The sequence below is a fragment of the Cellulomonas sp. T2.31MG-18 genome, assembly GCF_964266755.1.
Classification (GTDB): Bacteria; Actinomycetota; Actinomycetes; order Actinomycetales; family Cellulomonadaceae; genus Cellulomonas.
In genome coordinates this window covers 448,185-471,362 of sequence record NZ_CAXWGW010000001.1, presented here as the reverse complement: position 1 = coordinate 471,362, position 23,178 = coordinate 448,185, and the positions used below count along the sequence as shown (strand labels likewise).

Annotated in this window: 19 protein-coding genes; 9 read left to right on the top strand and 10 right to left on the bottom strand. The window is 74.6% G+C overall.

Going from position 1 to position 23,178, the window contains the following annotated elements; translation table 11 throughout:
• Positions 1–68: 68 nt before the first annotated feature.
• Both ACFQTY_RS02130 and serS read right to left on the bottom strand, forming a co-directional pair.
• Positions 69–878 carry an HAD family hydrolase gene (locus tag ACFQTY_RS02130; protein ID WP_291759730.1) on the bottom strand — a complete coding sequence of 270 codons (810 nt, stop codon included), beginning with the start codon at positions 876–878 and terminating at the stop codon, positions 69–71.
• Positions 875–2,164, bottom strand: a complete 1,290-nt coding sequence (serS, locus tag ACFQTY_RS02125) for a serine--tRNA ligase (protein WP_337973869.1) — start codon at positions 2,162–2,164, stop codon at positions 875–877. Before serS ends, ACFQTY_RS02130 begins: the two co-directional genes overlap by 4 nt.
• Positions 2,165–2,280: 116 nt before the next feature.
• Between serS and ACFQTY_RS02120 the strand changes: the two genes are divergently transcribed.
• Positions 2,281–3,450 carry a diacylglycerol/lipid kinase family protein gene (locus ACFQTY_RS02120; protein ID WP_378096609.1) on the top strand — a complete coding sequence of 390 codons (1,170 nt, stop codon included), beginning with the start codon at positions 2,281–2,283 and terminating at the stop codon, positions 3,448–3,450.
• 33 nt (positions 3,451–3,483) lie between these two features.
• Here ACFQTY_RS02120 and ACFQTY_RS02115 read toward each other — a convergent pair whose 3' ends face one another.
• Positions 3,484–4,320, bottom strand: coding sequence for an AraC family transcriptional regulator (locus ACFQTY_RS02115; protein WP_378096606.1), 837 nt, complete (start codon positions 4,318–4,320; stop codon positions 3,484–3,486).
• 72 nt (positions 4,321–4,392) lie between these two features.
• On the opposite strand from ACFQTY_RS02115, the gene ACFQTY_RS02110 reads away from it, so the two are divergent.
• A complete protein-coding gene (locus tag ACFQTY_RS02110; RefSeq protein WP_378096603.1) occupies positions 4,393–5,217 on the top strand; it encodes an alpha/beta fold hydrolase in 825 nt (274 codons plus the stop codon).
• A gap of 42 nt (positions 5,218–5,259) precedes the next feature.
• Here ACFQTY_RS02110 and pheA read toward each other — a convergent pair whose 3' ends face one another.
• A complete protein-coding gene (gene pheA, locus ACFQTY_RS02105; protein ID WP_378096600.1) occupies positions 5,260–6,219 on the bottom strand; it encodes a prephenate dehydratase in 960 nt (319 codons plus the stop codon).
• A 55-nt stretch (positions 6,220–6,274) separates the two neighbouring features.
• On the opposite strand from pheA, the gene ACFQTY_RS02100 reads away from it, so the two are divergent.
• The gene (locus ACFQTY_RS02100; protein ID WP_378096597.1) at positions 6,275–8,581 is read left to right on the top strand and encodes a hypothetical protein; all 2,307 of its coding nucleotides are present in this window, start codon (positions 6,275–6,277) and stop codon (positions 8,579–8,581) included.
• Here the strand turns inward: ACFQTY_RS02100 and ACFQTY_RS02095 are convergent.
• Together ACFQTY_RS02095 and ACFQTY_RS02090 are read right to left on the bottom strand one after the other, a co-directional pair.
• Complete coding sequence (locus ACFQTY_RS02095; protein ID WP_378096594.1) at positions 8,544–9,452, bottom strand: glycosyltransferase family 2 protein; 909 nt, start codon at positions 9,450–9,452, stop codon at positions 8,544–8,546. The two genes, ACFQTY_RS02100 and ACFQTY_RS02095, sit on opposite strands and share 38 nt — an antisense overlap.
• Positions 9,453–9,550: 98 nt before the next feature.
• The gene (locus ACFQTY_RS02090; protein ID WP_291759749.1) at positions 9,551–10,375 is read right to left on the bottom strand and encodes a DUF5926 family protein; all 825 of its coding nucleotides are present in this window, start codon (positions 10,373–10,375) and stop codon (positions 9,551–9,553) included.
• A gap of 57 nt (positions 10,376–10,432) precedes the next feature.
• On the opposite strand from ACFQTY_RS02090, the gene pgm reads away from it, so the two are divergent.
• Positions 10,433–12,118 (top strand): phosphoglucomutase (alpha-D-glucose-1,6-bisphosphate-dependent), encoded by a 1,686-nt coding sequence (gene pgm, locus ACFQTY_RS02085; RefSeq protein ID WP_378096591.1) that lies wholly within the window; start codon positions 10,433–10,435, stop codon positions 12,116–12,118.
• A 97-nt stretch (positions 12,119–12,215) separates the two neighbouring features.
• Complete coding sequence (locus ACFQTY_RS02080) at positions 12,216–13,424, top strand: MFS transporter (protein WP_378096588.1); 1,209 nt, start codon at positions 12,216–12,218, stop codon at positions 13,422–13,424.
• A gap of 13 nt (positions 13,425–13,437) precedes the next feature.
• Here ACFQTY_RS02080 and ACFQTY_RS02075 read toward each other — a convergent pair whose 3' ends face one another.
• On the bottom strand, positions 13,438–13,989 hold the full coding sequence (locus ACFQTY_RS02075; RefSeq protein ID WP_378096585.1) for a DUF2231 domain-containing protein: 552 nt from the start codon (positions 13,987–13,989) through the stop codon (positions 13,438–13,440).
• Between the two features lie 90 nt (positions 13,990–14,079).
• Between ACFQTY_RS02075 and ACFQTY_RS02070 the strand changes: the two genes are divergently transcribed.
• Positions 14,080–15,114, top strand: a complete 1,035-nt coding sequence (locus ACFQTY_RS02070; protein WP_378096582.1) for a phosphotransferase family protein — start codon at positions 14,080–14,082, stop codon at positions 15,112–15,114.
• 67 nt (positions 15,115–15,181) lie between these two features.
• On the opposite strand, the gene ACFQTY_RS02065 is transcribed toward ACFQTY_RS02070, so the two are convergent.
• The 3 genes from ACFQTY_RS02065 to ACFQTY_RS02055 all read right to left on the bottom strand — a co-directional run bounded on the left by ACFQTY_RS02065 (position 15,182) and on the right by ACFQTY_RS02055 (position 18,548).
• A complete protein-coding gene (locus tag ACFQTY_RS02065; protein ID WP_378096578.1) occupies positions 15,182–16,465 on the bottom strand; it encodes an MFS transporter in 1,284 nt (427 codons plus the stop codon).
• A gap of 345 nt (positions 16,466–16,810) precedes the next feature.
• A complete protein-coding gene (locus tag ACFQTY_RS02060) occupies positions 16,811–17,983 on the bottom strand; it encodes a VIT1/CCC1 family protein (RefSeq protein WP_378096575.1) in 1,173 nt (390 codons plus the stop codon).
• Between the two features lie 199 nt (positions 17,984–18,182).
• Positions 18,183–18,548 (bottom strand): hypothetical protein, encoded by a 366-nt coding sequence (locus ACFQTY_RS02055; RefSeq protein WP_378096572.1) that lies wholly within the window; start codon positions 18,546–18,548, stop codon positions 18,183–18,185.
• Between the two features lie 221 nt (positions 18,549–18,769).
• On the opposite strand from ACFQTY_RS02055, the gene ACFQTY_RS02050 reads away from it, so the two are divergent.
• From ACFQTY_RS02050 to ACFQTY_RS02040, 3 genes are all read left to right on the top strand, one after another.
• Positions 18,770–19,765, top strand: coding sequence for a LacI family DNA-binding transcriptional regulator (locus ACFQTY_RS02050; RefSeq protein WP_291759772.1), 996 nt, complete (start codon positions 18,770–18,772; stop codon positions 19,763–19,765).
• A 185-nt stretch (positions 19,766–19,950) separates the two neighbouring features.
• Positions 19,951–21,849 carry a glycoside hydrolase family 2 protein gene (locus ACFQTY_RS02045; RefSeq protein ID WP_378096567.1) on the top strand — a complete coding sequence of 633 codons (1,899 nt, stop codon included), beginning with the start codon at positions 19,951–19,953 and terminating at the stop codon, positions 21,847–21,849.
• Positions 21,850–21,890: 41 nt separating this feature from the next.
• The gene (locus tag ACFQTY_RS02040; protein WP_378096564.1) at positions 21,891–23,156 is read left to right on the top strand and encodes an ABC transporter substrate-binding protein; all 1,266 of its coding nucleotides are present in this window, start codon (positions 21,891–21,893) and stop codon (positions 23,154–23,156) included.
• Positions 23,157–23,178 lie beyond the last annotated feature (22 nt).

The following is a 23,178-nucleotide window of genomic DNA, read 5'->3' as shown; positions in this document are numbered from 1 at the left end:
CAGCGTGCCGGAGCGGGACGGTGGACCTGCGGCGCACCGGCCGTGAGCAGGGCGGATGCCGCCGGCGGTCAGTGCAGCAGCGACCGCAGCACCGGCAGCACCCCGTCGTCGTCGATGGTGCCCGTGACCTCGTCGGCCGCGGCGCGCACCCGCTCGTCGGCGTGGCCCATCGCGATGCCCCGGGCCGCCCACTCGAGCATCTCGGTGTCGTTGGAGCCGTCGCCGACCGCCATCGTCGCGAACGGCTGCACGCCGAGCTCGCGGCGGACCTGCTCCAGCGCGCTGGCCTTGGAGACGCCGCCCGGCGTCAGGTCGAGCCACGCGCTCCAGCCGACGGCGTAGGAGACCTCGTGCAGGCCGACCCGCTCGACGAGGGCGTGGAACTCGTCCGGCGTGCTGTCGGGGCTGCGGATCACCACCCGGCTGGCGGGTGCCGCGAGCAGCCGCTCGAACGGCACGACCTCGGTCTCGCCGCTCAGCTCCCCCGGCGGGAAGTCGGCACTGACCAGGAAGCCGACGCCGAGGTTCTCCACCGCGTACAGGGCGTCCGGCAGCTCGATCGCCAGGGCGCGCAGGGCCGGTGCCGGGTCGAAGGTGACCACCTGGTGCACCTCGTAGCCGTCGTCCAGGTCCGAGTCGAGGCGGGCGATGACCGCGCCGTTGGAGCACACCAGCCAGCCGTCCGTCAGGCCGAGCGCGGCGGCCGCCTGGGCGGCGCCCTGCAGCGAGCGACCGGTGGCGAGCACGACGTGGACCCCGGCCGCGACCAGGGCGGACACGGCGCTGCGGACACCGTCGGACACGACGCCGTCGTACGTCATGACGGTGCCGTCGACGTCGAGGGCGAGCAGGCCGACCCGGCCCGCGGTGCCGGTCATGCCGTCGCCGCCGGGTGCAGCACCTCCACGCCGCCCAGGTACGGGCGCAGGCCCTCCGGCACCCGGACCGACCCGTCCTCGAGCTGGTGGTTCTCCAGGATCGCGACGAGCCAGCGGGTGGTGGCCAGGGTGCCGTTCAGCGTGGCGACGGTGCGGACGGAACCGTCCGCCGTGCGCTCGCGGATGCCGAGGCGGCGGGCCTGGAACGTGGTGCAGTTCGAGGTGCTGGTCAGCTCGAGGTAGCGCTGCTGGCTGGGCAGCCACGCCTCGCAGTCGAACTTGCGGGCGGCCGACGAGCCGAGGTCGCCGGCGGCGGTGTCGATCACGCGGTAGGGAAGCTCGACGAGGCCGAGCATCTCCTTCTCCCAGCCGAGGATCCGCTGGTGCTCGTCGGCGGCGTCCTCGACCGTCGTGTAGCTGAACGCCTCGACCTTGTGGAACTGGTGCACCCGGATGATGCCCCGGGTGTCCTTGCCGTACGAGCCGGCCTCGCGGCGGTAGCAGGCGCTCCAGCCGGCGTACCGCTTGGGGCCGGCGGACAGGTCGAGGATCTCGCCGGAGTGGTAGCCGGCGAGCGCGACCTCGCTGGTGCCGACCAGGTACAGGTCGTCGGCCTCGAGGCGGTAGATCTCGTCGGCGTGGGCGCCGAGGAAGCCGGTGCCGGCCATGATCTCGGGCTTGACCAGGGTGGGCGTGATCACCGGGGTGAAGCCGGCGGCGAGCGCGCGGTCGACGGCGGCGTTCAGCAGGGCCAGCTCGAGGCGGGCGCCGATGCCGGTCAGGTAGTAGAACCGCGCGCCGGACACCTTGGAGCCGCGCTCGGTGTCGATCGCCTGCAGGCCCTCGCCGAGCTCGAGGTGGTCCCGGACGCGGAAGCCGTCGCCGTACTCGGCGGCGAAGTCGCGCGGCGTGCCCACGTGCTCGAGCACGACGTAGTCGTTCTCGCCGCCGGCCGGGACGCCGTCCGCCACCACGTTGCCGATGCGGCGGGCGAGCAGGTCCGCCTGCTTCTCGGCGGCCTCGGCATCCGACTGCCGCGCCTTCACCTCGTCGGCCAGCTGCCGCGCACGGGCCAGCAGGTGCTCCTTGTCGGCGCCGGTCGCCTTCGCGACGTCCTTGCCGAGGGACTTCTGCTCGGCGCGCAGCGTCTCGAACGCGGTCAGCGCCGAGCGCCGGCGCGCATCGGCGTCCAGGATCTCGTCCACCAGGTGGGGGTCGTCACCACGCGCGACCTGGCTGGCGCGCACCACATCGGGGTCCTCCCGCAGGAGCCGCAGATCGATCACGGCTGCCAGCCTATCGACCGGCCGGCACGGTCAGCTGCGGCGTGCCCGGTCCGCGAACGCCGTCCTCACCCGCCCCGGCCGCGCGACGTCGCAGGTGGATGCGTAGATTGCCGGACATGACATGGCACGACTGGCTGGGGCTGACCGCTGCTGTGCTCGCGCTCGTGGCCATCGTGCTGGCGGTGTGGGTGGCGCGCCGGCAGGCGAGCGGGCGGCTGGGCCACGGCGCCGCGAGCGCCGCACCGGCGGGGGCGGCCGGCGAGGTGCTGACGGGTCCGGACGACGAGGAGCGGCCGCTGGTCGCCTTCGTCGCCAACCCCTCCAAGCCGGACGTCGCCGCCCTGCGGACGCAGGTGGTGAAGGCCTGCTCGGAGCGGTACCTGCCCGAGCCGCTGTGGCTGGAGACCACCGTGGAGGACCCCGGGGTCGGGCAGGCGCGCGAGGCGGTGGAGCGCGGCGCGAAGCTCGTCGTGGCGGTCGGTGGTGACGGGACCGTGCGGGCGGTCGCCGAGGCGCTGGTGCACACCGACGTGCCCATGGCGCTGCTCCCCCTGGGCACGGGGAACCTGCTGGCGCGCAACCTCGACATCCCGGTGGGCGACCCGCCGGCTGCGATCGCGGCAGCGCTCGACGGCAAGGACCGGACCATCGACGTCGGCTGGATCGCCGTGCAGCGCTGGGCGGCCGCCGACGCCGAGGACCCGGACGAGGAGGTGACCGGGCCCGCCGCCGACCCCGACCCGGACCGCGAGCACATCTTCCTGGTGATCGGCGGGGTCGGGTTCGACGCCGCGATGGTGGCCAGCACCGACGACGCGCTCAAGGCGAAGGTCGGCTGGATCGCCTACTTCGTCGCCGGGGTGCAGCACCTGCACGGTCGGCGCAGCCGCGTCCGCGTGCGCCTCGACGGGCGGGCCTGGCAGGACCTGCGGCTGCGCAGCCTGCTGGTGGGCAACTGCGGCAAGCTGCCCGGCGGTCTGCAGCTGCTGCCCGACGCGATCCTCGACGACGGCTGGCTGGACATCGCGGCGATCGACACCCGCGGCGGGGTGGCCGGCTGGGCGCAGCTGCTCGGCGAGGTGGTGCTGCAGGGGTTCGGGCTGCGGAACCCGCTGCCTGCGCGGATCGGGCGGATCGACCACACCCGGGCACGGTCGGTGGAGATGCAGCTGTCCGGCGGGGAGCACGTGCAGCTGGACGGGGACGTCCTGGGGCGGGTGGCGCAGCTCGCGGCGCGGGTGGACCCGGGCGCGCTCGTCGTGCGGGTGCCCGCACCCGCGAGCTGATCCGGCGCGTCCCGAGGCGACGGACGGGCCGGGTCAGGACGTCGGCTCGTGGTCGGTGGCGACCTCGCGCCACTGCGCCAGCCAGCGGGCGGGCGGCAGCCCGGTGGCGGTGCGGAAGAACACCGAGAAGCTCGTCGCATCCGGGAAGCCCAGCTCGCGCGCGCAGCGGGCCGCGGTGAAGCCGTCGTGCGCGAGCAGGCGCTTGGCCTCGAGGACGACGCGCTCGGTCAGGTAGGCCTTGGCGGTGCTGCCCGTGGCGCGCTGGACGGCGCGCGAGAGCGTCCGTGGCGCGTACCCGAGCACGGATGCGTAGTGGCCGGCGTCCCGGTGCGTGCGGTAGCCCGCCTCGACGGTGTCCCGGAACAGCGCGAACAGCGAGCCGTCGGGCCCGGGGTCCCGGCCGGGCGGGTCCAGCCGCAGGAGGAGGGCCGACAGGAGGAGGGCGGCGAGCTCTGCCGGTCCGGCAGCGGCCTCGAGCTCGAGGTGGTCGAGCGCCGCGGTCAGCAGCGGCCAGTCCGGTCCGACCGTCCACGTCGGCGCCTGGTCCGGCGCTGCCGTGAGCCGGCGGGTGGCCGCGGTGAGGGGTGCGCTCGGGACGAACAGCACCAGACGGCCGGACAGCGCCTCGATGTCGTCCCAGCTGTGCACGGCACCTGGCGGGATCCAGACGGCCGAGCGGGGACCGAGCCGGTGCCGGCGGAAGTCGACGGTCACCGCGCCCTGGCCGTCGTCGACGACGGCGACGACGTGGAAGTCGGCCCGCTGGGTGCCGCCGGTGCTGAGCTCGCGGAGCCGGTCGAAGGTGATCAGCTCGACCGGGCGTGGGACCCCGCCGAGCGGCTGGTACGTCATCTGCTGCACGGCTTGCACGTGTCCAGTTTCCACCATCACGCGACTGGTTTGGCCGATGCTCGTCGGGCCTGCTGCCGGTGGGATAGGGCCATGAACAGCAACGCGATCCTCGCCGCGACCACCCGATCGTCGACCGACGCAACCTCCGCCGCCGGCAGCGCCCTGCCCACTTACGACCATCGTGCCGGTACCGGCCCGACCCTCGTCCTGCTGCACTACTGGGGCGGTTCGGCACGCACGTGGGACGGCGTCGTCGACCGGCTGCCGGGGCGCGACGTGCTGGCTCTCGACCTGCGCGGCTGGGGTCGCTCGCAGCACCTGCCGGGGCCGTACTCGCTGCACCAGCTGGCCGCGGACGTCCTCGGGGTGCTCGCGGAGGCGGGCGTCCGGGACCATGTGCTGGTCGGGCACTCGATGGGCGGCAAGGTGGCCCAGCTGGTCGCCGCCGGCCGTCCGGCCGGGCTGCAAGGTCTGGTGCTCGTGGCACCAGGGCCGGCCAGACCTGCCGCCGTCGTCACGCCGGAGTACCAGGCGCAGCTGGCGCACGCCTACGACACCGACGAGTCCGTCGCCGGGGCGCGCGACCACGTGCTGACCGGCACTCCCCTGCCGGATGAGCTCAAGGCGCAGGTGCTGGCCGACTCACGGGCCAGCGGCCCGGAGGCCCGCGACGAGTGGCCGCTGCGCGGCATCGCCGAGGACATCAGCGGGCTGACGGCGGCGATCGACGTGCCGACCCTGGTGGTCGGAGGCGAGGAGGACCAGGTGGAACCGGTCGAGGTGCTCCGCGACAACCTGCTGCCGTACGTGCCGGGTGCGCGCCTGGTGGTGCTGCCGTCCGGGCACCTGATCCCGCTGGAGGCGCCCGCCGAGCTGGCGCGGGTGATCGACGGGTTCGTACCGCTGCACCCGTAGCGCCGTGGGTCGGGCCGCCTGGCCGCCGCGCGGCGCGGTGCGTCAGGTGGCCTGGCCGGAGCGCAGGGCGCGGAGCCAGGTGCGGGCGTCGACGAACTCGGCGTCCGACGTGCCGGCGTGAACGGTCGGCGGCAGCGCGTCGGCGCGGGGGTAGGAACCGAGGAAGCGGACGTACGGGCAGCGTCGGCGCAGGCCCATGATCGCCTCGCCGACGCGCTCGTCGAGGATGTGGCCCTCGGCGTCGATCGAGAAGGAGTACCGGCCGAGCGCGTCGCCGATGGGACGGGACTCGATGCGGGACAGGTTCACGCCGCGCACGGCGAACTGCTCCAGCATCGCGAGCAGGGCACCCGCCTCGTTGTCCGGCAGGTGCACCACCAGGCTCGTCTTGTCGGCACCGGTCGGTGCGGGGACCTCGCCCGGGTGGCCCACGACGACGAACCGGGTGACCAGCGCGTCGTTGTCGGCCACCTGGTCGGCGAGGGCAGCCAGGCCGTAGGTCGCCACGGCGGCCGGCGGGACGAGCGCGGCGTCGAAGGCGAGCGGCGGGAGCGACGGGTCGGCGAGGCGCTCGGCGATGAGGGCCGCCGGCGCGGTGTTCGAGGTGGCCGGCACGTGGACGGCGTGCGGCAGGTGCTCCGCGAGCCAGCGGCGGCACTGCACCCAGGCGTGCGGGTGGGCGCTGATGCGGTGCACGTCGGCCAGCTGCCGGCCCGGCGCCGCGGCCAGCGTGAACTGGACGGGCACGAGGATCTCCCGCAGCACCACCAGCGGCTCGCCGGTGGCGAGGGCGTCCAGCGTGGCGGTGACGCCGCCCTCGACGGTGCTCTCGATGGCGACCACGGCGAAGTCGGCAGCACCCGCACGGACGGCGCCGATCGCCGAGCCGACGTCCGTCTGCGGCAGCAGCACGGCCTCGTCGGGCCGCACCACCTGCAGCAGCGCCTCCTCGGTGAACGTGCCGGCCGGTCCGAGGTAGGCGTACCGGGGGCGGTCGCTCATCGGTCCTCCTGGAGGCCGTCGGGGTGGAGACGGGGTGCGCCCGTAGGCTAGCCGGGTGCGTGCCCGCCGCGGTCCTCTGGTTCGGCGGGTGGTCGCGACGGGCCTGGTCACGGCGCTGCTCACCGGTCTGGTCGGCGTGCTCAGCGGGGCGGCCGGGGTCCACGACGGCGGCGGCGGCCCCGCGACGGTGGCAGGCTCGCTGACGGCTGCGGACACCGTCACCTCGGGCGGACGCGGCTCGGCTGGGACGACGGTCACGGCCGGCGCCGTGCCCGGTCCGGTGCTGCTGATCGGCACCAGCGGCGTGCGGTGGAGCGACGTGTCGGCCCAGGTGACACCGGCCCTGTGGCGGCTGTCCCGCACGGCCGGGCTGGCGGTGGCGAGCACGCGCGGCGTCGAGCCGACCGGGTGCCCGGTGGACGGGTGGCTGACCGTGTCGGCGGGCACCAAGGCGGCGGCGGCGCGAGCCGGCGGGACGTGCGCGGCTCTCGACGAGCCGGTCGACGGCGCGGTGCCGGGGTGGGCTGCCGACCGGACGGCGCTGGCGTCGCAGCAGTACGACGCGAAGGCCGGTGCGCTCGGTGAGGTGCTGCGCGGCGCCGGGGTGCCGGCGGTGGCGGTCGGTCCCGGTGCCGCGGTGGCGCTGGCCGGTGCGGACGGGCGGGTGGTCGGGCGGTACCAGGCGGTGCCGTCGTCGGCCCAGCAGGTGACCGCGGTGGTACGCGATGCGCTGGGGTCCGCTCGCGTCGTCGTGGTCGACGCCGGGACCGTGGGTGCCGGGTCTGCGGACGGCTCAGCCTCGACCGGGGCACGCTCGGCACAGCTGACCGCGGTCGACTCGGTGGTCGGTGCGGCGCTCGATGCCGCCGATCCGGGCACCACCGTGCTGGTCGCCTCGCTGACCGACTCCGGCAGCCCAGACCTGCAGCTGGTCGCCGCGGCGGGACCGGCTCCGGACGGCGGCCGGTACGACGGTGCCCTGCTCCGGTCCGGCGCGACGCGGCAGACGGGTCTGGTGCAGACGGCGGACGTCCCGGCCACCGTGCTGGCCGCGCTCGGCGCGCGGGACCGCGGCGCCGGGCTGGTCGGCTCGACGATCGGCCGCGCCTCCGGCCCCTCGACCGCCGACGCCCGGCTGGCACGCCTGCTCGACGTGCAGCGCGAGGCGCTGGCGATCACCCGCGTCTCCGGCACCTTCAACGCCGCGCTGCTGGTCCTGGTCGTGGCCTTCGTCGCCGTCGCCGGCCTGCTGCTGCGGGGCGGCGGGCGGCCGGCGCGGCCGGCGCGGCCGGTGCGCCAGACCCTGCAGGTGGCCGGCACGGTGGTGGCGCTGCTGCCCGTCTCGTCGTTCCTGGTCGCGCTGGTGCCGTGGTGGCGGGCCGGGGCGCCCGGCGCGGCGCTCGGTGCGGCGGCCCTCGGCTGGGCGGTGCTGCTGGCGGTGCCGGCACTGGCGGGTCCGTGGCGGCGCACCGTGCTGGGGACGGCTGCCGCGGTGGCGGCCGTGACGGCCGGGGTGCTGCTGGCCGACGCGCTGCTCGGCTCACCGCTGACCGTGGACACCCCGATGGGCGGGCACCGGCTGCTCGGCGCACGGTTCTACGGCTGGAGCAACCAGGCGTTCGCCCTGGCGGCGACGGCCGGGATGGTGCTCGCGGTGGTGGTCGCCGATCTGCTGGTGCGCCGGGGGCGGCGGTGGGCGGGCGTCGCGGCCGTCGCCGTGCTGGGCCTCGTGGTGGTCGTGGTGGACGGGACGCCGGGGCTCGGCAGCGACGCGGGCGGGCCGGTGGCGCTGCTGCTGATGTTCGGGCTGCTGGCCGTGGTGGTCAGCGGGCGGCGGGTCCAGTGGCGGACGGTGCTGCTGGTGGTGGGCGCCGGCGTGCTCGTCGTCGGGACCCTGATGGTGCTCGACTACCTGCGGCCGCCGGCGCAGCGGACCCACCTGGGCCGGTTCGTCGCGACCCTGCTGCAGGGCGGCCTGTGGACGGTGCTCGCCCGCAAGGAGTCCGCGAACCTGCACGTGCTGGGGGACTGGCGAGTGCTGGTGCTGCTGGTCGGTGCCGTGGCGCTGGGCTGGCTGGCGCTGGTCCGGCACGCGCGTCGGCGCGGGCGCCGGTTGCGGGACACGGACCTCGGGGGACTCGTCCCCCGCGTTCCGCTGCTGCGCGCCGGGCTCGCGGCGTGGGGAGCGGCGATGGTGGTCGGGTTCCTGATGAACGACTCCGGGATCATCATCCCCGCGACCGGGATCGCGCTCCTGGCGCCCCTGCTGCTCGCCGCCGTCGCGCGCCTGCGCGACGGCGACCGGGACGAGGACGGCCGGGACGTCAGAGCTGCGGACCCCGGGCCGGCCGCTTCGGGCTGAGCACCCCGCGCACCACCCCGGCCGCCGCTCGAGCCCGGCGGGAGCTGAGCGCGAGCTGGACGTCGCGGTACTGCGCCGCCCGGTGCAGCTGACCCTTCCAGTCCGCCCCCGACGGGCGGTGGCGCAGGTCGCACGGCACCTCGAGCACCCGGAACCCCTGCCGGAGCAGGTCGATGGTCATCCCCGTCTCGACGCCCCAGCCGTGGGCCAGCGGCGTCGCCGCCTCGAACGCCTCCCGCGTCAGGCAGCGCATGCCGGACAGGGGCTGCGTGGGCGTCCAGCCGGTGAGGGCCGCGATCCCGTGGCGCGCGGCGCCGGTGACGATGCCGTGCCCACCCGCGCCGGGCTGCGGCGGCAGCAGGGCGATCGTCAGGTCCGCCTCGCCGGACAGCACGGGCGGTACCAGGGGTGCGGCATGCACCGCGGACTCCGCCAGGTCGCCGTCGAGGAACAGCAGGAACCGCGGCGGCCGGTCCGGCGCGTCGCGCATCGCGACGACGGCGGCACCGGTCTCCATGGCGGCGGCCTTGCCGCGGTTGTGGGAGTGGCGCACGACGACGGCTCCGGCCTCCCGGGCGACGTGCTGGGTGGCGTCCTCCGAGCCGTCGTCGACCACCAGCACCAGGTCGACGCCCGGGATCGCCCGCGCCGAGCGCACGGTGGTGGCGATGCGCCGCGACTCGTCCTTGGCGGGGATGATCACCGCCACCCGCTGCCGGCGCGGCGGACGGCCGGCACCGAGCCGCACCGACTCGGCACGCGCCGGTCGGGAGGGCGCGGGGTTCGACGAGGGGGCGGGGTCGCCGGCAGGCTCGCCCTGGGGGTCGGTGACCACTGCCTGCGCGCGGGTGCTGTCGCCGGACCTGGTCACGTGACCAGCCTAACGAGAGCCCTCGGACCGCCGCCGGTCGAGGGCCACGTTCACCCGGACGGCCGCCTCGCGGAGAGCACCCCCGGGCAGCCGCGTCGTCAGCGCAGGGTCACCTGGCGCGCCACCAGGCCGGCGCGGGCACGGCGGGCGTCGGCATCCAGCGGGGAGTCGTCGGCCACGGCAGCGGCGAACCGCGGCGCGAACGCCGCGAGCGCGTCCTCGATCTCCTCGGCCTCGGTGCCGCGGGCGAGCTCCCACACCGGCACCACCAGGCCGGCCGCACGGAAGTAGCCGATGAACTTGGCGTCCTCGAAGCCCGACTCGCGGCGGCCGTGCAGGCGCGCCAGCCCGTCCAGCACCTGCTGCTCGTCGAGCGGCTGCACCCAGCGGAGGAACTCCTTGGCGCCCATCCGGCACCAGTAGGCCGACTCGACACCGGGCAGCTTGCGGGTGTCGATGATGCCGGAGTCGGCCTCCTCGAGAGCCGCCTCGACGTCCGGCGTGCGCTCCGCGGCGGGGTCCAGCCAGTACTCGAACGAGTCGAGCAGGGTCACCTCGAACGGCACGGACAGGTCCAGCACGTCCTGCAGGCGGGGCCCGGCCGTGGGCAGGCCGAGGTTCTCGATCGCCGTGCCGGGCTCGGCGTCCAGCGCGCGCAGCAGCGCCTCGGCGAGGTCGCGGCTGGCGTCGCCGGAGCTGCTGCGCGTCTGCAGCGCGAGCATCACGGTGCCGTCGGCACGGTGCAGGGCCGCCCACGCGTCCGGGAGGACGGTGGTGACGACGACGTCGCGCGCACCGTGCTCGGCGGTGGTCCGGACGGTCGCCGTCGCGGCCGGCACCAGCTCGCGCATCGCGACCCAGTCCGTCTCACCGGGCAGGTTCTCGAACGGTCGCAGCACGAAGGAGGTGGTCGTCTTGGCCATGGGGCACAACCTATCTGCCGGGTGCGCCGACCCCCGACGGTGGGAGAGGATCCCCCCATGGACCCGCGCGCCGGAACGCCTGCCCGCCCCGAGGACCTCATCGACGTGGACGCCCTGGTCGGGGCGTACTACGACCGGGTCCCGGACCTCGCCGATCCCGCCCAGAAGGTGGTGTTCGGCACCAGCGGGCACCGGGGCTCGTCCCTCGACGGGGCGTTCAACGAGGCGCACATCGTCGCGATCACCGCCGCGATCGTCGAGTACCGCCGCGGCCAGGGCACCGACGGCCCGCTGTTCATCGGGCGGGACACGCACGGGCTGTCCGAGCCGGCGTGGCGCTCGGCCCTCGAGGTGCTGGCGGCGGCCGGCGTCGAGGTGCGGGTCGACGCGCGCGACTCCTGGACCCCCACCCCGGCGGTGTCCCACGCGATCCTGCTGTTCAACGGCGCCGGCACGGCGGCCGGTGTCCGCACGCAGGGCCCCGGGCTGGCCGACGGCATCGTCGTGACCCCGTCGCACAACCCGCCCCGCGACGGCGGCTTCAAGTACAACCCGCCGCACGGCGGCCCGGCGGACTCCGACGCGACCGGCTGGATCGCCTCCCGCGCCAACGAGATCCTCGCGTCCGGGTGGCGGTCGGTGCCGCGCGTCAGCCTCGAGCAGGCGCTGGCCGCGGACACCACGCGCAAGCACGACTTCCTGTCCAGCTACGTGGACGACCTGGCCAACGTGATCGACCTCGAGGCGATCCGGAGCGCCGGGGTGCGGATCGGCGCCGACCCGCTCGGGGGAGCGTCCGTCGAGTACTGGGCGGCGATCGGCGAGCGGTACGGGCTGGACCTGACCGTGGTGAACCCGACGGTGGACCCGCGGTGGGCGTTCATGACGCTGGACTGGGACGGCAAGATCCGCATGGACTGCTCGTCGCCGTACGCCATGGCGTCCCTGGTCACGCGCATGAGCCCGACGGCGGGGATGGCCGCACCGTTCGACATCGCCACGGGCAACGACGCCGACTCGGACCGGCACGGGATCGTCACGCCGGACGCCGGGCTGATGAACCCCAACCACTACCTCGCGGTGATGGTCAGCTACCTGTACGGGGGCGGACGGCCCGGGTGGCCGGCCGGCACGGCCGTGGGCAAGACGGTGGTCTCGTCCTCCCTGATGGACCGCGTCGTGGCGGACCTGGGCCGGCGGCTGCTCGAGGTGCCGGTCGGGTTCAAGTGGTTCGTGCCCGGGCTGATCGACGGATCCGTCGGGTTCGGCGGCGAGGAGTCCGCCGGTGCGTCGTTCCTGCGGACGGACGGCACCGTGTGGACCACCGACAAGGACGGGATGGTCCCGGCGCTGCTCGCCTCGGAGATCCTGGCGACGACGGGCAGGTCGCCCAGCCAGCACCACGCCGACCTCGTCGGACGCTTCGGGCAGTCCTGGTACGCGCGCGTCGACGCCCCCGCGACCCGCGAGGAGAAGGCGACCCTCGCGGCGCTCTCCCCCGAGCAGGTGAGGGCGACGACGCTCGCCGGCCAGGACATCACCGACCGGTTGACGCGGGCGCCCGGGAACGACGCGGCGATCGGCGGCCTCAAGGTGACGACCAAGGACGCGTGGTTCGCGGCCCGGCCGTCGGGGACCGAGGACGTCTACAAGATCTACGCGGAGTCGTTCGTGTCCGCCGAGCACCTGGCGCAGGTGCAGGCCGAGGCGAAGGACGTGGTGTCGGCGGCGCTGGCGGGCTGAGCGGGCGCGCCCGGCTGACGCGCGAGGGCCCGGACCGCCGTCGAGCGGCCGGGCCTTCGTCGTCGGCGCTGTCGGCGCCGGCTGACAGACTGGCGGCATGCTCACCCCGTACCGCGACGTCCTGTCGCGCCCGGGGGCGCTGACCTTCTCCGCCGCGGCGGCCGTCGCGCGGCTGCCGATGTCGATGGTGGGCATCGGCGTGGTGCTGGCGGTCAGCTCGCTGTACGGGTCCTACACGCTGGCCGGTGCGGTGTCCGCGACGTACATCGTCGCCCAGGCCGTCGCCGCACCGGTGCTCGGCGGGTGGGTGGACCGCTTCGGGCAGTCGCGGGTGATGCGTCCGGCGACCGTGCTGGCCGGGGGCGGGATGCTGCTGCTCGCGGCAGCGTCCGCGATGCGGGCACCCGCGGGGTGGCTGTTCGGGGCAGCCGTGCTGATCGGCGCCGGCAGCGGCTCGTTCGGGTCGCTGGTGCGCGCGCGGTGGACCTGGGTGCTGGCCGGCGACGGGCGGGCGGTGCACACCGCCTACTCGCTGGAGTCCGCGCTGGACGAGCTGGTGTTCGTGGTCGGTCCGGTGACGGTGACGATGCTGGCGACGGCCGTCCGGCCGGAGGCCGGGCTGGTGGTGGCGGCCCTCGGCGTGGTGGGCGGCGGGCTGTGGTTCTGCGCGCAGCGCGCCACCGAGCCGCCCGCCGTGCGGCGAACCGAGGGCCGGGCGCGCGGCACGGTGCTGCGGCTGCCGGCGATGGCGGTGCTCGCCGTGGTGTTCGTGCCGATGGGCGGGCTGTTCGGCGCCACCGAGGTGGCGACCGTCGCCTTCGCCGACGAGCACGGCAACAAGGGCGCCGCCGGGTTCGTGCTGGCGACGTTCGCCCTCGGGTCGCTGCTGGCGGGGCTGCTGTACGGCGCGCGGGCGTGGGCGGCACCGCTGCACCGACGCTTCGCGGGGGCCGTCGCCGCGCTGGCGGTCGGCGTGTGCCTGTTCGTCCTGGTCGACAGCCTGTGGGCGCTGGCCGCGGTGATGTTCGCCGTCGGGTTCACCATCTCCCCGTCGATCATCACCGGCAACGGCCTGGTGCAGGCGCACGTGCCGCCGGGACGGCTGACGGAGGGGCTGACGTGGGTCGGCACCGCGCTGAACGTCGGGGTGTCGATCGCGTCGTCGCTCGCCGGGGCGCAGGTGGACGCCGGCGGCGCCCGCGCCGCCTACCTGGTGGTGGTGGCGTGCGGCGGGGCGGTCCTCGTCGCGACGGTGCTCGCGCTTCGCGTCCTGCGCGCGGGCACGCCCGAACCCCCGGGGGCCTGAGGCGCTGCCGGGATCAGCCGTCCGACCGCATGCCGAACGACATGTGCCCGCCGAGGTAGCCGCTGGCGCTGGCGGCCCCGCCCGCGGCCAGCGCGGCGACCACGCCGAGCCCGTGGTTCCCGCGCCGGCGAGCCATCCAGGACAGGCCGTACAGGGCCGCGGCGACCCCGTTCAGGCCGGCGTGCACCACACCGACCCGGCGCGTCCGGTCGCCGCTGTTCTCCCAGTCGGCCAGGCCGGCCGCGATGGTCGGTCCGGTGGCGAGCAGCCCGAGCCCGATCAACCGCCGGGCGGCCGGGCGGGCCGACGGGCCGCCCACCAGGTCGAGCACGGTGGCGGACATCCACAGGCCGAGCGGCACGTCGGTCAGCAGCGGGTGCAGCTTGTGGCCGATCGGGTCGCCGCGCAGCACCGAGGCGCGGGTGTCGCTGCCCACCACGGCGCGGGCGACGGGTGCCAGCTGGTCCACCACGCCGTCGAGGCGCTCGTCGTGCTCGAGACCCGCTGCCATGCGTGCAGCCGCGGTCTCGCTGGTCAGGTGGCCGCTGGAGTGCGAGGAGGTCATGGTCGGCTCCGGTGGTCGGCGGGACGAGCAGGACGTCCAGCATCACGCGGGGCCACCGAGCCCGCACGGCGAGCCCTAGGCTGACCGGCCGTGAGCACGGGCACCCAGGACCGGTCCACGGCGCCCGAGGACGTCGTCCCCGGCGCCGAGCAGCACGACGACGATCTCGCCGCCCTGCGTGGCGCCCTCGCGCCGCTGGGCCACGCCGCCCGGGCCGAGCGGCTGACCGGCGGCATGTTCGCCACCACGTTCCTGGTGACGTTCGACGACGGCAGCGAGGCGGTGGTCAAGACCGCGCCGACCCACCAGGACCGCCTGCTGACCTACGAGCACGACCTGGTCCGCAGCGAGGCGCTGGTGTACCGGTTGCTCGCGGACGTCCCGGGCGTGCCGGTGCCGCGGGTGCTGCTCGAGGACTTCTCCCGGTCCGTGTGGCCCGGCGACCTGGTCGCGGCGAGCCGCCTGGGTGGCACGCCGTGGGGCGAGTGCGGGCTGGGGTCGGTGGACGACGATCCCCGTGCCGCCCGCGCGCAGCACGAGCTCGGTGCGCTGATGGGACGGCTGCACGCGGTGACCGGTCCGGTGTTCGGGTACGTCGGCGAGGCGTCCCCGCTGCGGGCCGGCACCTGGGCAGAGGCGTTCGGGCTGATGGTCGAGGCTGCGCTCGGCGACGCCCAGCGGTGGGCGGTCCCGGTCCCGGCCGACGAGGTCCGGGCGACGCTGGCTCGGCACCGGCCGACGCTGGACCAGGTGCGCACCCCGGTGCTGGTGCACACGGACCTGTGGCCGGGGAACCTGTTCCTCGACCCGGCGACCGGTGCGCTGGTCGGGGTGATCGACCCCGAGCGGGCCCTGTGGGGCGACCCGGCGTTCGAGCTGGTCGGCGCCGACCAGCTGGGCCGCGGCCCCGTGCCGGCCGGCCTGCTCGCCGGCTACTCCTCGGTCGCCGAGGCACCGGACCTCGGCGACCAGGCCGTCCGCGCCCGGATCGAGCTGTACCGGCTCTACTTCGCGCTGATCATGCGGGTGGAGCTGGTGCCGCGTGCGTACACCGGCGACTGGGTGGACGGCCACCGCGCCACGCTCGAGACGAACCTGCGCGCGGCCCTCGACTCGCTCGCCTGAACCGACCGGGGAGTGGGGTCGTCCTGCCTCCTGCTCCCGGAGCCGACGACGAGGCGCGGGCGCCGGCTCAGGGCTGCGGGTCCAGCGCGTCGTACCGCCAGAACCGCGGCTGGCCGACGACGAGCAGCCACAGCACCACCAGGCACGCCGCCCCGCCGATCACCGCCGCCCCGCCCTCGCCGATCCGGGACGACACCGCCCCGAGCCCCAGCTCACCGAGCCGCGGGCCGCCCGCGACCACCACGGTGAACACGCCCTGCAGGCGCCCGCGCATGTCGTCCGGCGTGGCGGTCTGCAGGATCGTCTGGCGGAACACCGCGCTGGTGTTGTCGGCCGCACCGGCCACCGCGAGCGCCACCAGCACCGCCAGCAGCGCGCCCCACACCAGCTGCGCCGGGTTGTGCGGACCGACGTGCACCAGCACCAGCCCGAACGCCACGATCGACAGTCCCCACACCGTGATGGACCAGACGATGGTCTGGCCCTGCCACCGGACGCGGGCGAGCCCTCCGGACAGCAGCCCGGACAGCACGGCGCCGACGGCGACGGCGGCGGTCAGGGCACCCGTCGTCGTCGCCCCGCCGCCCAGGTACACCACGCCGATCGCCGGGAACAGCACGCGGGGGGACGAGAACACCATCGCCGCGAGGTCCACCAGGAACGTCATGCGGACGTTCGGCTGGGTGCCCAGGTAGCGCAGCCCGTCGAGCACCGAGCCGAGCCCGGCCCGGTGCCGGCCGTTGGCCGACCGCTCGGGCGGCACGGGCGGCAGCCGGTAGAGCGCCGCGAGCGCGAACGTGAACAGCACCGCATCGGTGCCGTAGGCCAGCCCGTACCCGCCGAGGGCCACCATGCCGGCGCCGACCAGCGGGCCGACGGTCAGCGCGATGTTCCAGCCCAGCGTCTGCCAGGCGTTGGCCGCGGGCATGTGCCGGGGCTCGAGCAGCCGCGGGATGATCGCGCCGCGCGCCGGGGAGTTGACCGCACCGGCGCCGGACTCGAGCGCGACCAGCGCGTAGAGGATGCCGACGGACGTGCTGTGCGCGACGGCCTGCACGACGAGCCCGAGCACCGCCACCCACGCGACCGCCGAGGCGACCAGCGCGACCGTGCGGCGGTCGGCGTGGTCGGCGATCGCCCCGCCGTACAGCCCGAACACCACCAGCGGCACCAGCGCGAACAGACCCAGCACGCCGACCGCGAACGTCGACCGGGTCAGGTGGTACACCTGCAGGCCGACGGCCACCACGGTCAGCTGCCCGCCGAGGTTCGACACCGACAGCCCGAGCCACAGCCGCCGGAACGCCGGGCTGACGCGCAGAGGTGTGGCGTCGAGCAGCAGGCGGGGCACCCGCAGATGGTAGGCAACCCCGCCCGCTGACCAGGACGTCGGCTCGTGCCGAGGGCGGGCAGCCCGTCTGCCGTCGCCGTCGCGAGCTCCCGAGGGCCGGCGGGGCCGGCGCAGCGAGCCGGTCCAGGCCGGGCACCCCTTTCGACGTGTACGCCCGGTGTACGTACACGAGGCGTACACGTCGAAACCCATGCCCGGTCGGCTCGGCCGCGAGCTGCGGGCACGGCCCGTACTGCCGGGGCTAGGCGGCTCCTCCGGGGAGGCGACCCCGCGGGTCTGCGAGGTCGACCCGTCGGTCTGGGAGACGGATGCGTGCCGCCCTGGGGTGGACCCGGTAGCTCTCGGTCAGCTGGCCGAGGTGCCGAACACCGAGCCGAGCAGGTAGGTGACCGCGGCGGCGCCGTAGCCGATCGCGAGCTGCCGCAGCGCCCGCTTCACCGGCGAGGCGCCGGACAGCACGCCCACCACCGAGCCGGTACCCAGCAGCGCGATGCCGACCAGTCCGGCCGACCACAGCACCGCCGCGAGCCCCGTGGCACCCAGCAGGTACGGCATGACGGGGATCGCGGCGCCGACGGAGAAGAAGCAGAAGCTCGCGCCCGCGGCGCCCCAGGCGGTGCCGATGGTCTCGTGCTCGTCCGTCGGTGGTGCCGGGGTCTGGCCCGAGACGGGCGGCAGGGGCTCGTCATCACCGGGCAGTGCCGTGGACGACCGGAGCAGCGACGCGTCGAGCGCCTGCTGCTCGCGGTACCGGTCCAACGAGCCGAGCACCACGGCCGCCCGGTCGGCCGCCGCCGTCGCGTCCAGCCCACGCGCCCGGTACACCAGCGCGAGCTCGTTGGCGTCGACGTCGAGCATCGGCAGCGCCTCCCCCGCGGCCGCCGCCGGCCGGGACGCCTCGAGCAGCTCGCGCTGCGAGCGGACCGAGACGTACTCCCCCGCGCCCATCGACAGGGCGCCGGCCAGCAGGCCCGTCAGGCCGCCGAGCAGCACGGTGCCGGCCGGCACCCCGCTGGCGCCGATGCCGAGCACCAGCGCCAGGTTGCTCACCAGCCCGTCGTTGGCGCCGAACACGGCGGCCCGGAACCGGCCGGAGATCGCGTTGCGGCCGCGCGTGGCCAGGCCGCGGATCACCTCGACGTGGATCCGCTCGTCCGCCGCCATCGTCGGCGTCGCGTCGGCGTCCGCGTCCGCCGCCCACCGCATCTCGGCGCGCTGCGCCAGCGCCAGGGTGAACACCGAACCGAACCGCCGGGCCAGCAGTCCCAGCGTGCGGGTGCGCCAGTCGCCGCGCTGCGGCCGGCCGACGTCGTCCCCGAGCAGCATCAGCCAGTGCGCCTCGTGGCGCCGCTCGGCCTCCGCCAGGGCGAGCAGGATGTCCCGCTCCTCACCCGTGCGGCGCGACGCCAGGTCGCGGTAGGCGGCGGCCTCGGCGCGCTCGTCGGCGAGGTTGCGGCGCCAGCGACGGCGGTCGGCAGCGGTCGGCGGCGAGGCAGCGGGGGGCACGGCGGCAGGCACGGCGGGCTCCAGACGAGGGCGGCGGTGGTGGCCCGGGGGTGCGCACGACGACGAGAACGGCGGGCGCGCCCAGCGGGCGCTCGACCGTCAAGCCTACGGAGAAATGGCGCGGATCACCGCCGCGGCGGCATTTCGGCGCCGTTCTCGGAATTCCGACAATGGGAGTTCGGCGGCACGGAAACTGCTCCGGGCGCCCGGCTCAGTCGTCCCAGGGCGGCGTCTCGTCGAGCTTCTCGTAGTACTTGGCCAGGTGGCTGCGGATGCGGTCGCGATCCTTGTCCGGCACGTCGATCCCGCCGCGGGACCCCTGCATCACGGCCGCAGCGGCGAACACCGCACGCGGCACCGCCTGCAGCTTTCCGCCCACCACGTCCGCGATCAGCAGCTTGTAGCCGGTGAAGTTGTCCTTCGCGTCCGCGTCGTACCAGACGTGCGCGTCGCGGTACCTCTCGTTGGGCTCGTCGTCCGCACCGGCCCACTTCCGCACCCGGCGCTCGGCGGCGTCGCCGTCCCAGTCGCGGTCGCGGTCCGCCAGGGGCAGGTCCTGGAAGCTGGTCACCGCCATGGTCGTCTCCTCCCGTCGAGGGTGGTCGTTGAACCAGCCTCACCCCGGGCCGGGTGCTCTGCCACAGCACGGGTGAGGGCAGAGCGTGACGGCACGGCGGTGGCTCGGCGGTCGGCAGAGGTCCGGACGTTGGTCACCGGCGGCGGCCGCGGACCTGCGGCTAGGATCCCGAGCGAGCGGTTGCCTCGAGGCAATCAGGGCGACGACGGGAGGGCGGCGTCATGGCGACGCGCCGCGAGGTCGCACGGGCGGCCAACGTGTCCGTGCGGACGGTGTCCAACGTCGTGAACGGGTTCGACCACGTCGCTCCCGACACCCGCGAGCGCGTGCTCCGCGCGATCGAGGAGCTGGAGTACCGGCCGAGCGAGCTGGCGCGCAGCCTGAAGGTCGGCCGCTCCGGCCTGGTCGGCCTGATGCTGCCCGAGCTCGACACCGCGTACTTCGCGGAGCTGACCAGGGCGTTCGTCGAGGGCGGCGCCGAGCACGGCCTGACCGTGGTGGTGGACCAGACGGACGGCGACCACGAGCGGGAGCTCGCGCTGCTGCACCGGACGGCGACCGGCGCACTGTTCGACGCCCTGGTGCTGAGCCCGCTCGCGCTGCGCGCCGACGACGTCGCGGGGTTCGCCGCGGGTCCGCTGGTGTTCCTCGGCGAGGACGAGTTCCCCGGTTTCGACAAGGTGATGATCGACAACTTCCAGGCCGCGTACGAAGCGGTGGACCACCTGGTCCAGCAGGGACGACGGCGCATCGCGGCGATCGGCGCCGAGCGCGCCGCCCACGGGTCGAGCGCCCTGCGCCTCGAGGGCTACCGGGCGGCGCTCCGTGCCGGTGGCCGCGACCTGCCGGAGATCGTCGAGTACGTCAGCGGCTTCCGGCGTCCCGAGGGGGCGGCCGCGATGCGCCGGCTGCTGGACGGTCCCGACCGGCCGGATGCCGTCTTCTGCTTCTCCGACCCTCTCGCGCTCGGCGCGCTGCGCACGCTGTACGAGGCCCACGTCTCGGTGCCGGACGACGTCGCCGTGGTGGGCTGGGACGACATCGAGGACGGCCGGTTCGCCACCCCGTCGCTGACCACCGTCAGCCCGGACAAGAAGTGGCTGGCCCGCACGGCCCTGGACCGGATCGCGCGCCGGCTGTCCGGCGAGGACCTGCCGGGCGAGGTGCTGGTGGGCCCGCACCGGCTGATCGTGCGGGAGAGCTCGCCGGTCGCCTGATCGACCACGGGGCCGCGCCAAGCCCGTCCGAGACAGGCGCGGCTCGCCGGCCCCCCGATCGACCGCCCGCGCGCGTCCGCGTCCGACCGGCGGCATGACCTCGTCCAGCACCGGGACGGCCGGCCGCGAAGCGAGCCCTGGATCGGGTCTTGCATCGAGGCAAAGCCGTGGCTACTCTCCTCGACGTGCCGTTTGCATCGAGGGAAACGACGAGCCGCCGCATCGGCAACCCCGCTGAGCTGGTCCAGGCGGAGCTGCCCCGCGCCGAGTACCCGCGCCCGCAGCTGGTGCGGCAGGAGTGGCTGAACCTCAACGGCCCGTGGCGGTTCGAGGATGGCGGCTCCGCGCAGCTGCCGTCGTCCTGGTCGCTGGCCGGCACGATCGTCGTCCCGTTCGCCCGGGAGTCGGAGCTGTCCGGCATCGGCCGGACCGACTTCGTCGACGCCGTGCGGTACCAGCGCGAGGTGACCCTCCCCGAGGAGTGGCGGGGCCAGCGCGTCCTGCTGCACGTCGGTGCGGCGGACCACCACACGACCGTCTGGGTGGACGACGTCGAGGTGGGCCGGCACCGCGGCGGCTTCACGTCCTTCTCGTTCGACCTGACCGATGCGCTGACCGGCCCGACGTTCACGCTCTCACTGCTGGTCGAGGACGACCGGCACGCCGTCCAGGCACGGGGCAAGCAGTCCCGTCGGGCGGAGAACTACGAGGCCTTCTACACGCGCACCACGGGCATCTGGCAGACGGTGTGGCTCGAGCCCGTCCCCGCCAGCCACCTGCTGCGGCCGGTGACCGTGCCCGACCTGGCGTCGTCGAGCTTCACGTTCGAGCTCCCGGTCGCGCGCCCGCACGCCGGGCTGACCGCCCGCGTCGAGCTGTCCGACGACGAGGGCCTGGTCGCGGCCGGTGCCGTCGAGGTCACGTCGCGCATCACGCCCGGCCTGACCCTCGACGTGCCGGCCGACCGCCTGCGCCTGTGGTCGCCGGACGACCCGCACCTGTACCGGGTCCGGTTCACGCTGCTCGACGACGGCGTGCCCGTCGACACCCTGGACAGCTATGCCGGCATGCGGTCCGTCGCGATCGACGGTCGCCGGATGCTGCTGAACGGCCGGCCGGTGTTCCAGCGGCTGGTGCTGGACCAGGGGTACTGGCCCGACGGCCTGCTGACCGCCCCGTCGGACGCCGACCTGGTGCGCGACATCGAGCTGGGTCGCGCCGCCGGGTTCAACGGTGCGCGGCTGCACCAGAAGGTGTTTGAGGAGCGGTACCTGTACCACGCGGACCGCCTCGGCTACCTGGTGTGGGGCGAGTTCGCGGACTGGGGTGCGCTGGACGACGACGGCCGGCAGGTGCCCACCGTCTCGTTCGTCACCGAGTGGGTCGAGGCGCTGACGCGCGACCTGTCGCACCCCTCGATCGTCGGCTGGTGCCCGCTGAACGAGACCTTCGAGACGATCGGCCCCCGGCTGTCCGTGCTCGACGACGCGACCCGAGCCCTGTACCTGCTGACCAAGGCGGTCGACCCGACCCGCCCCGTGCTCGACACCTCCGGCTACGCGCACCGGGTCCCCGGTGCCGACGTCTACGACTCGCACCTGTACGAGCAGGACCCTGCGGTGTTCGCCCGGCAGATGGACGGCCTGGCCGCCGGCCGGCCGTACACCAACCGGGCGCCCGACGGCTCCCCGTGGTCGGTGCCGTACGCCGGTCAGCCGTACTTCTGCAGCGAGTTCGGCGGCATCTGGTGGTCCGAGGTCGACGGGCACGGCGACGACTCGTGGGGCTACGGCGAGGCGCCGCGCAGCGCGCCGGAGTGGGTGGACCGCTTCCGGGCACTGGTCGACCGGCTGCTCGACGACCCCGACATGTTCGGTTACTGCTTCACGCAGCTCACCGACGTCTTCCAGGAGAAGAACGGCATCGCGCGGTTCGACCGGGTGCCGAAGTTCGACCTGGGGCTGCTGCGCTCGATCCAGACGCGACCCGCGGCGATCGAGCACGGCGACGACCGGCCGACCGGCCCGCTCACGGCGCGGACCGCACCGGCACCACACCCGGCGGACGCAGCGCGCACCGCCTAGGCATCACCCCCACCATGTTGCACACACGAAGGAGTGGACACATGCGCAAGTCGTTGCTGGTGGCCGGGGCTGCGGCCGCCGCACTGGCCATGGCCGGATGCTCGAGCGGCGGATCGGGCTCCGGCTCCACCGCCGGCTCCGGGAAGGTGACGCTGACCGTCGTCGGGTTCGAGGGCGGCGGCACGGAGCTGGCGAGCATCCCCGAGATCAACGCCGACTTCCAGAAGAAGTACCCGGACATCACGATCGACTACAAGTACGTCGCCAACGGCGAGTACGACCAGTACAACAACACCCGGCTGGCCGCCAAGACGGACGCCGACGTGCTGATGACCAACCCCACGCGCGTGCAGCAGTGGCAGAAGCAGGGCTACCTCGAGGACCTCTCCTCGCAGGCGTGGGTCTCGCAGCTGCTGCCGAACGTCGCACCGTTCGGGCAGGTGAACGGCAAGACGTACGCGTTCACGCAGCAGAACATCCCGATCGGGCTGTACGCGAACCTCGACATCCTGAAGAAGGCCGGCATCACCGACGTCCCGCAGACGTGGCCGGACTTCCTGGCGGCGCTGCAGAAGCTGAAGGACGCCGGCCAGCCCGGCCTGCTGCTGGCCAACCAGGGCGGCTGGACCTCCGAGCAGCTGACGCTGGCCCTCGCGGCCAACCTGCTGCCCGCCACGTGGGGCGCCGGCTACGACACCGGCAGCTCGTCGTGGAACCCGACGTTCACGCCGGTGTTCGACCACATCAAGCAGCTGCTGACCAACGGCACCGTCGACGGCAAGCTGCAGAACGGCATCGAGCCGTTCAACACCGGCAACGCCGACTTCGCCGCCGGCAAGTGGGCGTTCACCGTGATGGGCGCCTGGGAGCTGCAGAGCTTCCAGCAGAACGCCAAGTTCGACTTCTCGTTCAACCCGTTCCCCGGCGGTGACGCCGGCAGCAAGCCCAACGGCGTCACCTTCGTCGGCTCGGGCTGGGGCGTGAACGCCGCGAGCAAGCACAAGGACGCCGCAGAGAAGTACGTCGCGTTCATGGCCGACCCGGCCAACGACAGCCGCTACCTGGCGGCGGAGAACTCGTTCACGACGCTGCAGAACGTCCCGAGCCCGCAGATGCCGAAGGCCGCCGCCTACGTCGACGCCTTCAACGCCGGTCACTCGCAGGTGTCGCCGATCGAGTACCTGCACTACCCGACGTACGAGCAGGAGTTCTGGAAGGTCGGCACGTCGCTGTTCAACGACCCGAACCAGTCGAGCACGTCGCTGCTGGCCAAGCTCGACCAGACCATCCCGAAGACCGCCGCCTAGCAACCAGCACCCGGGTCCGGGG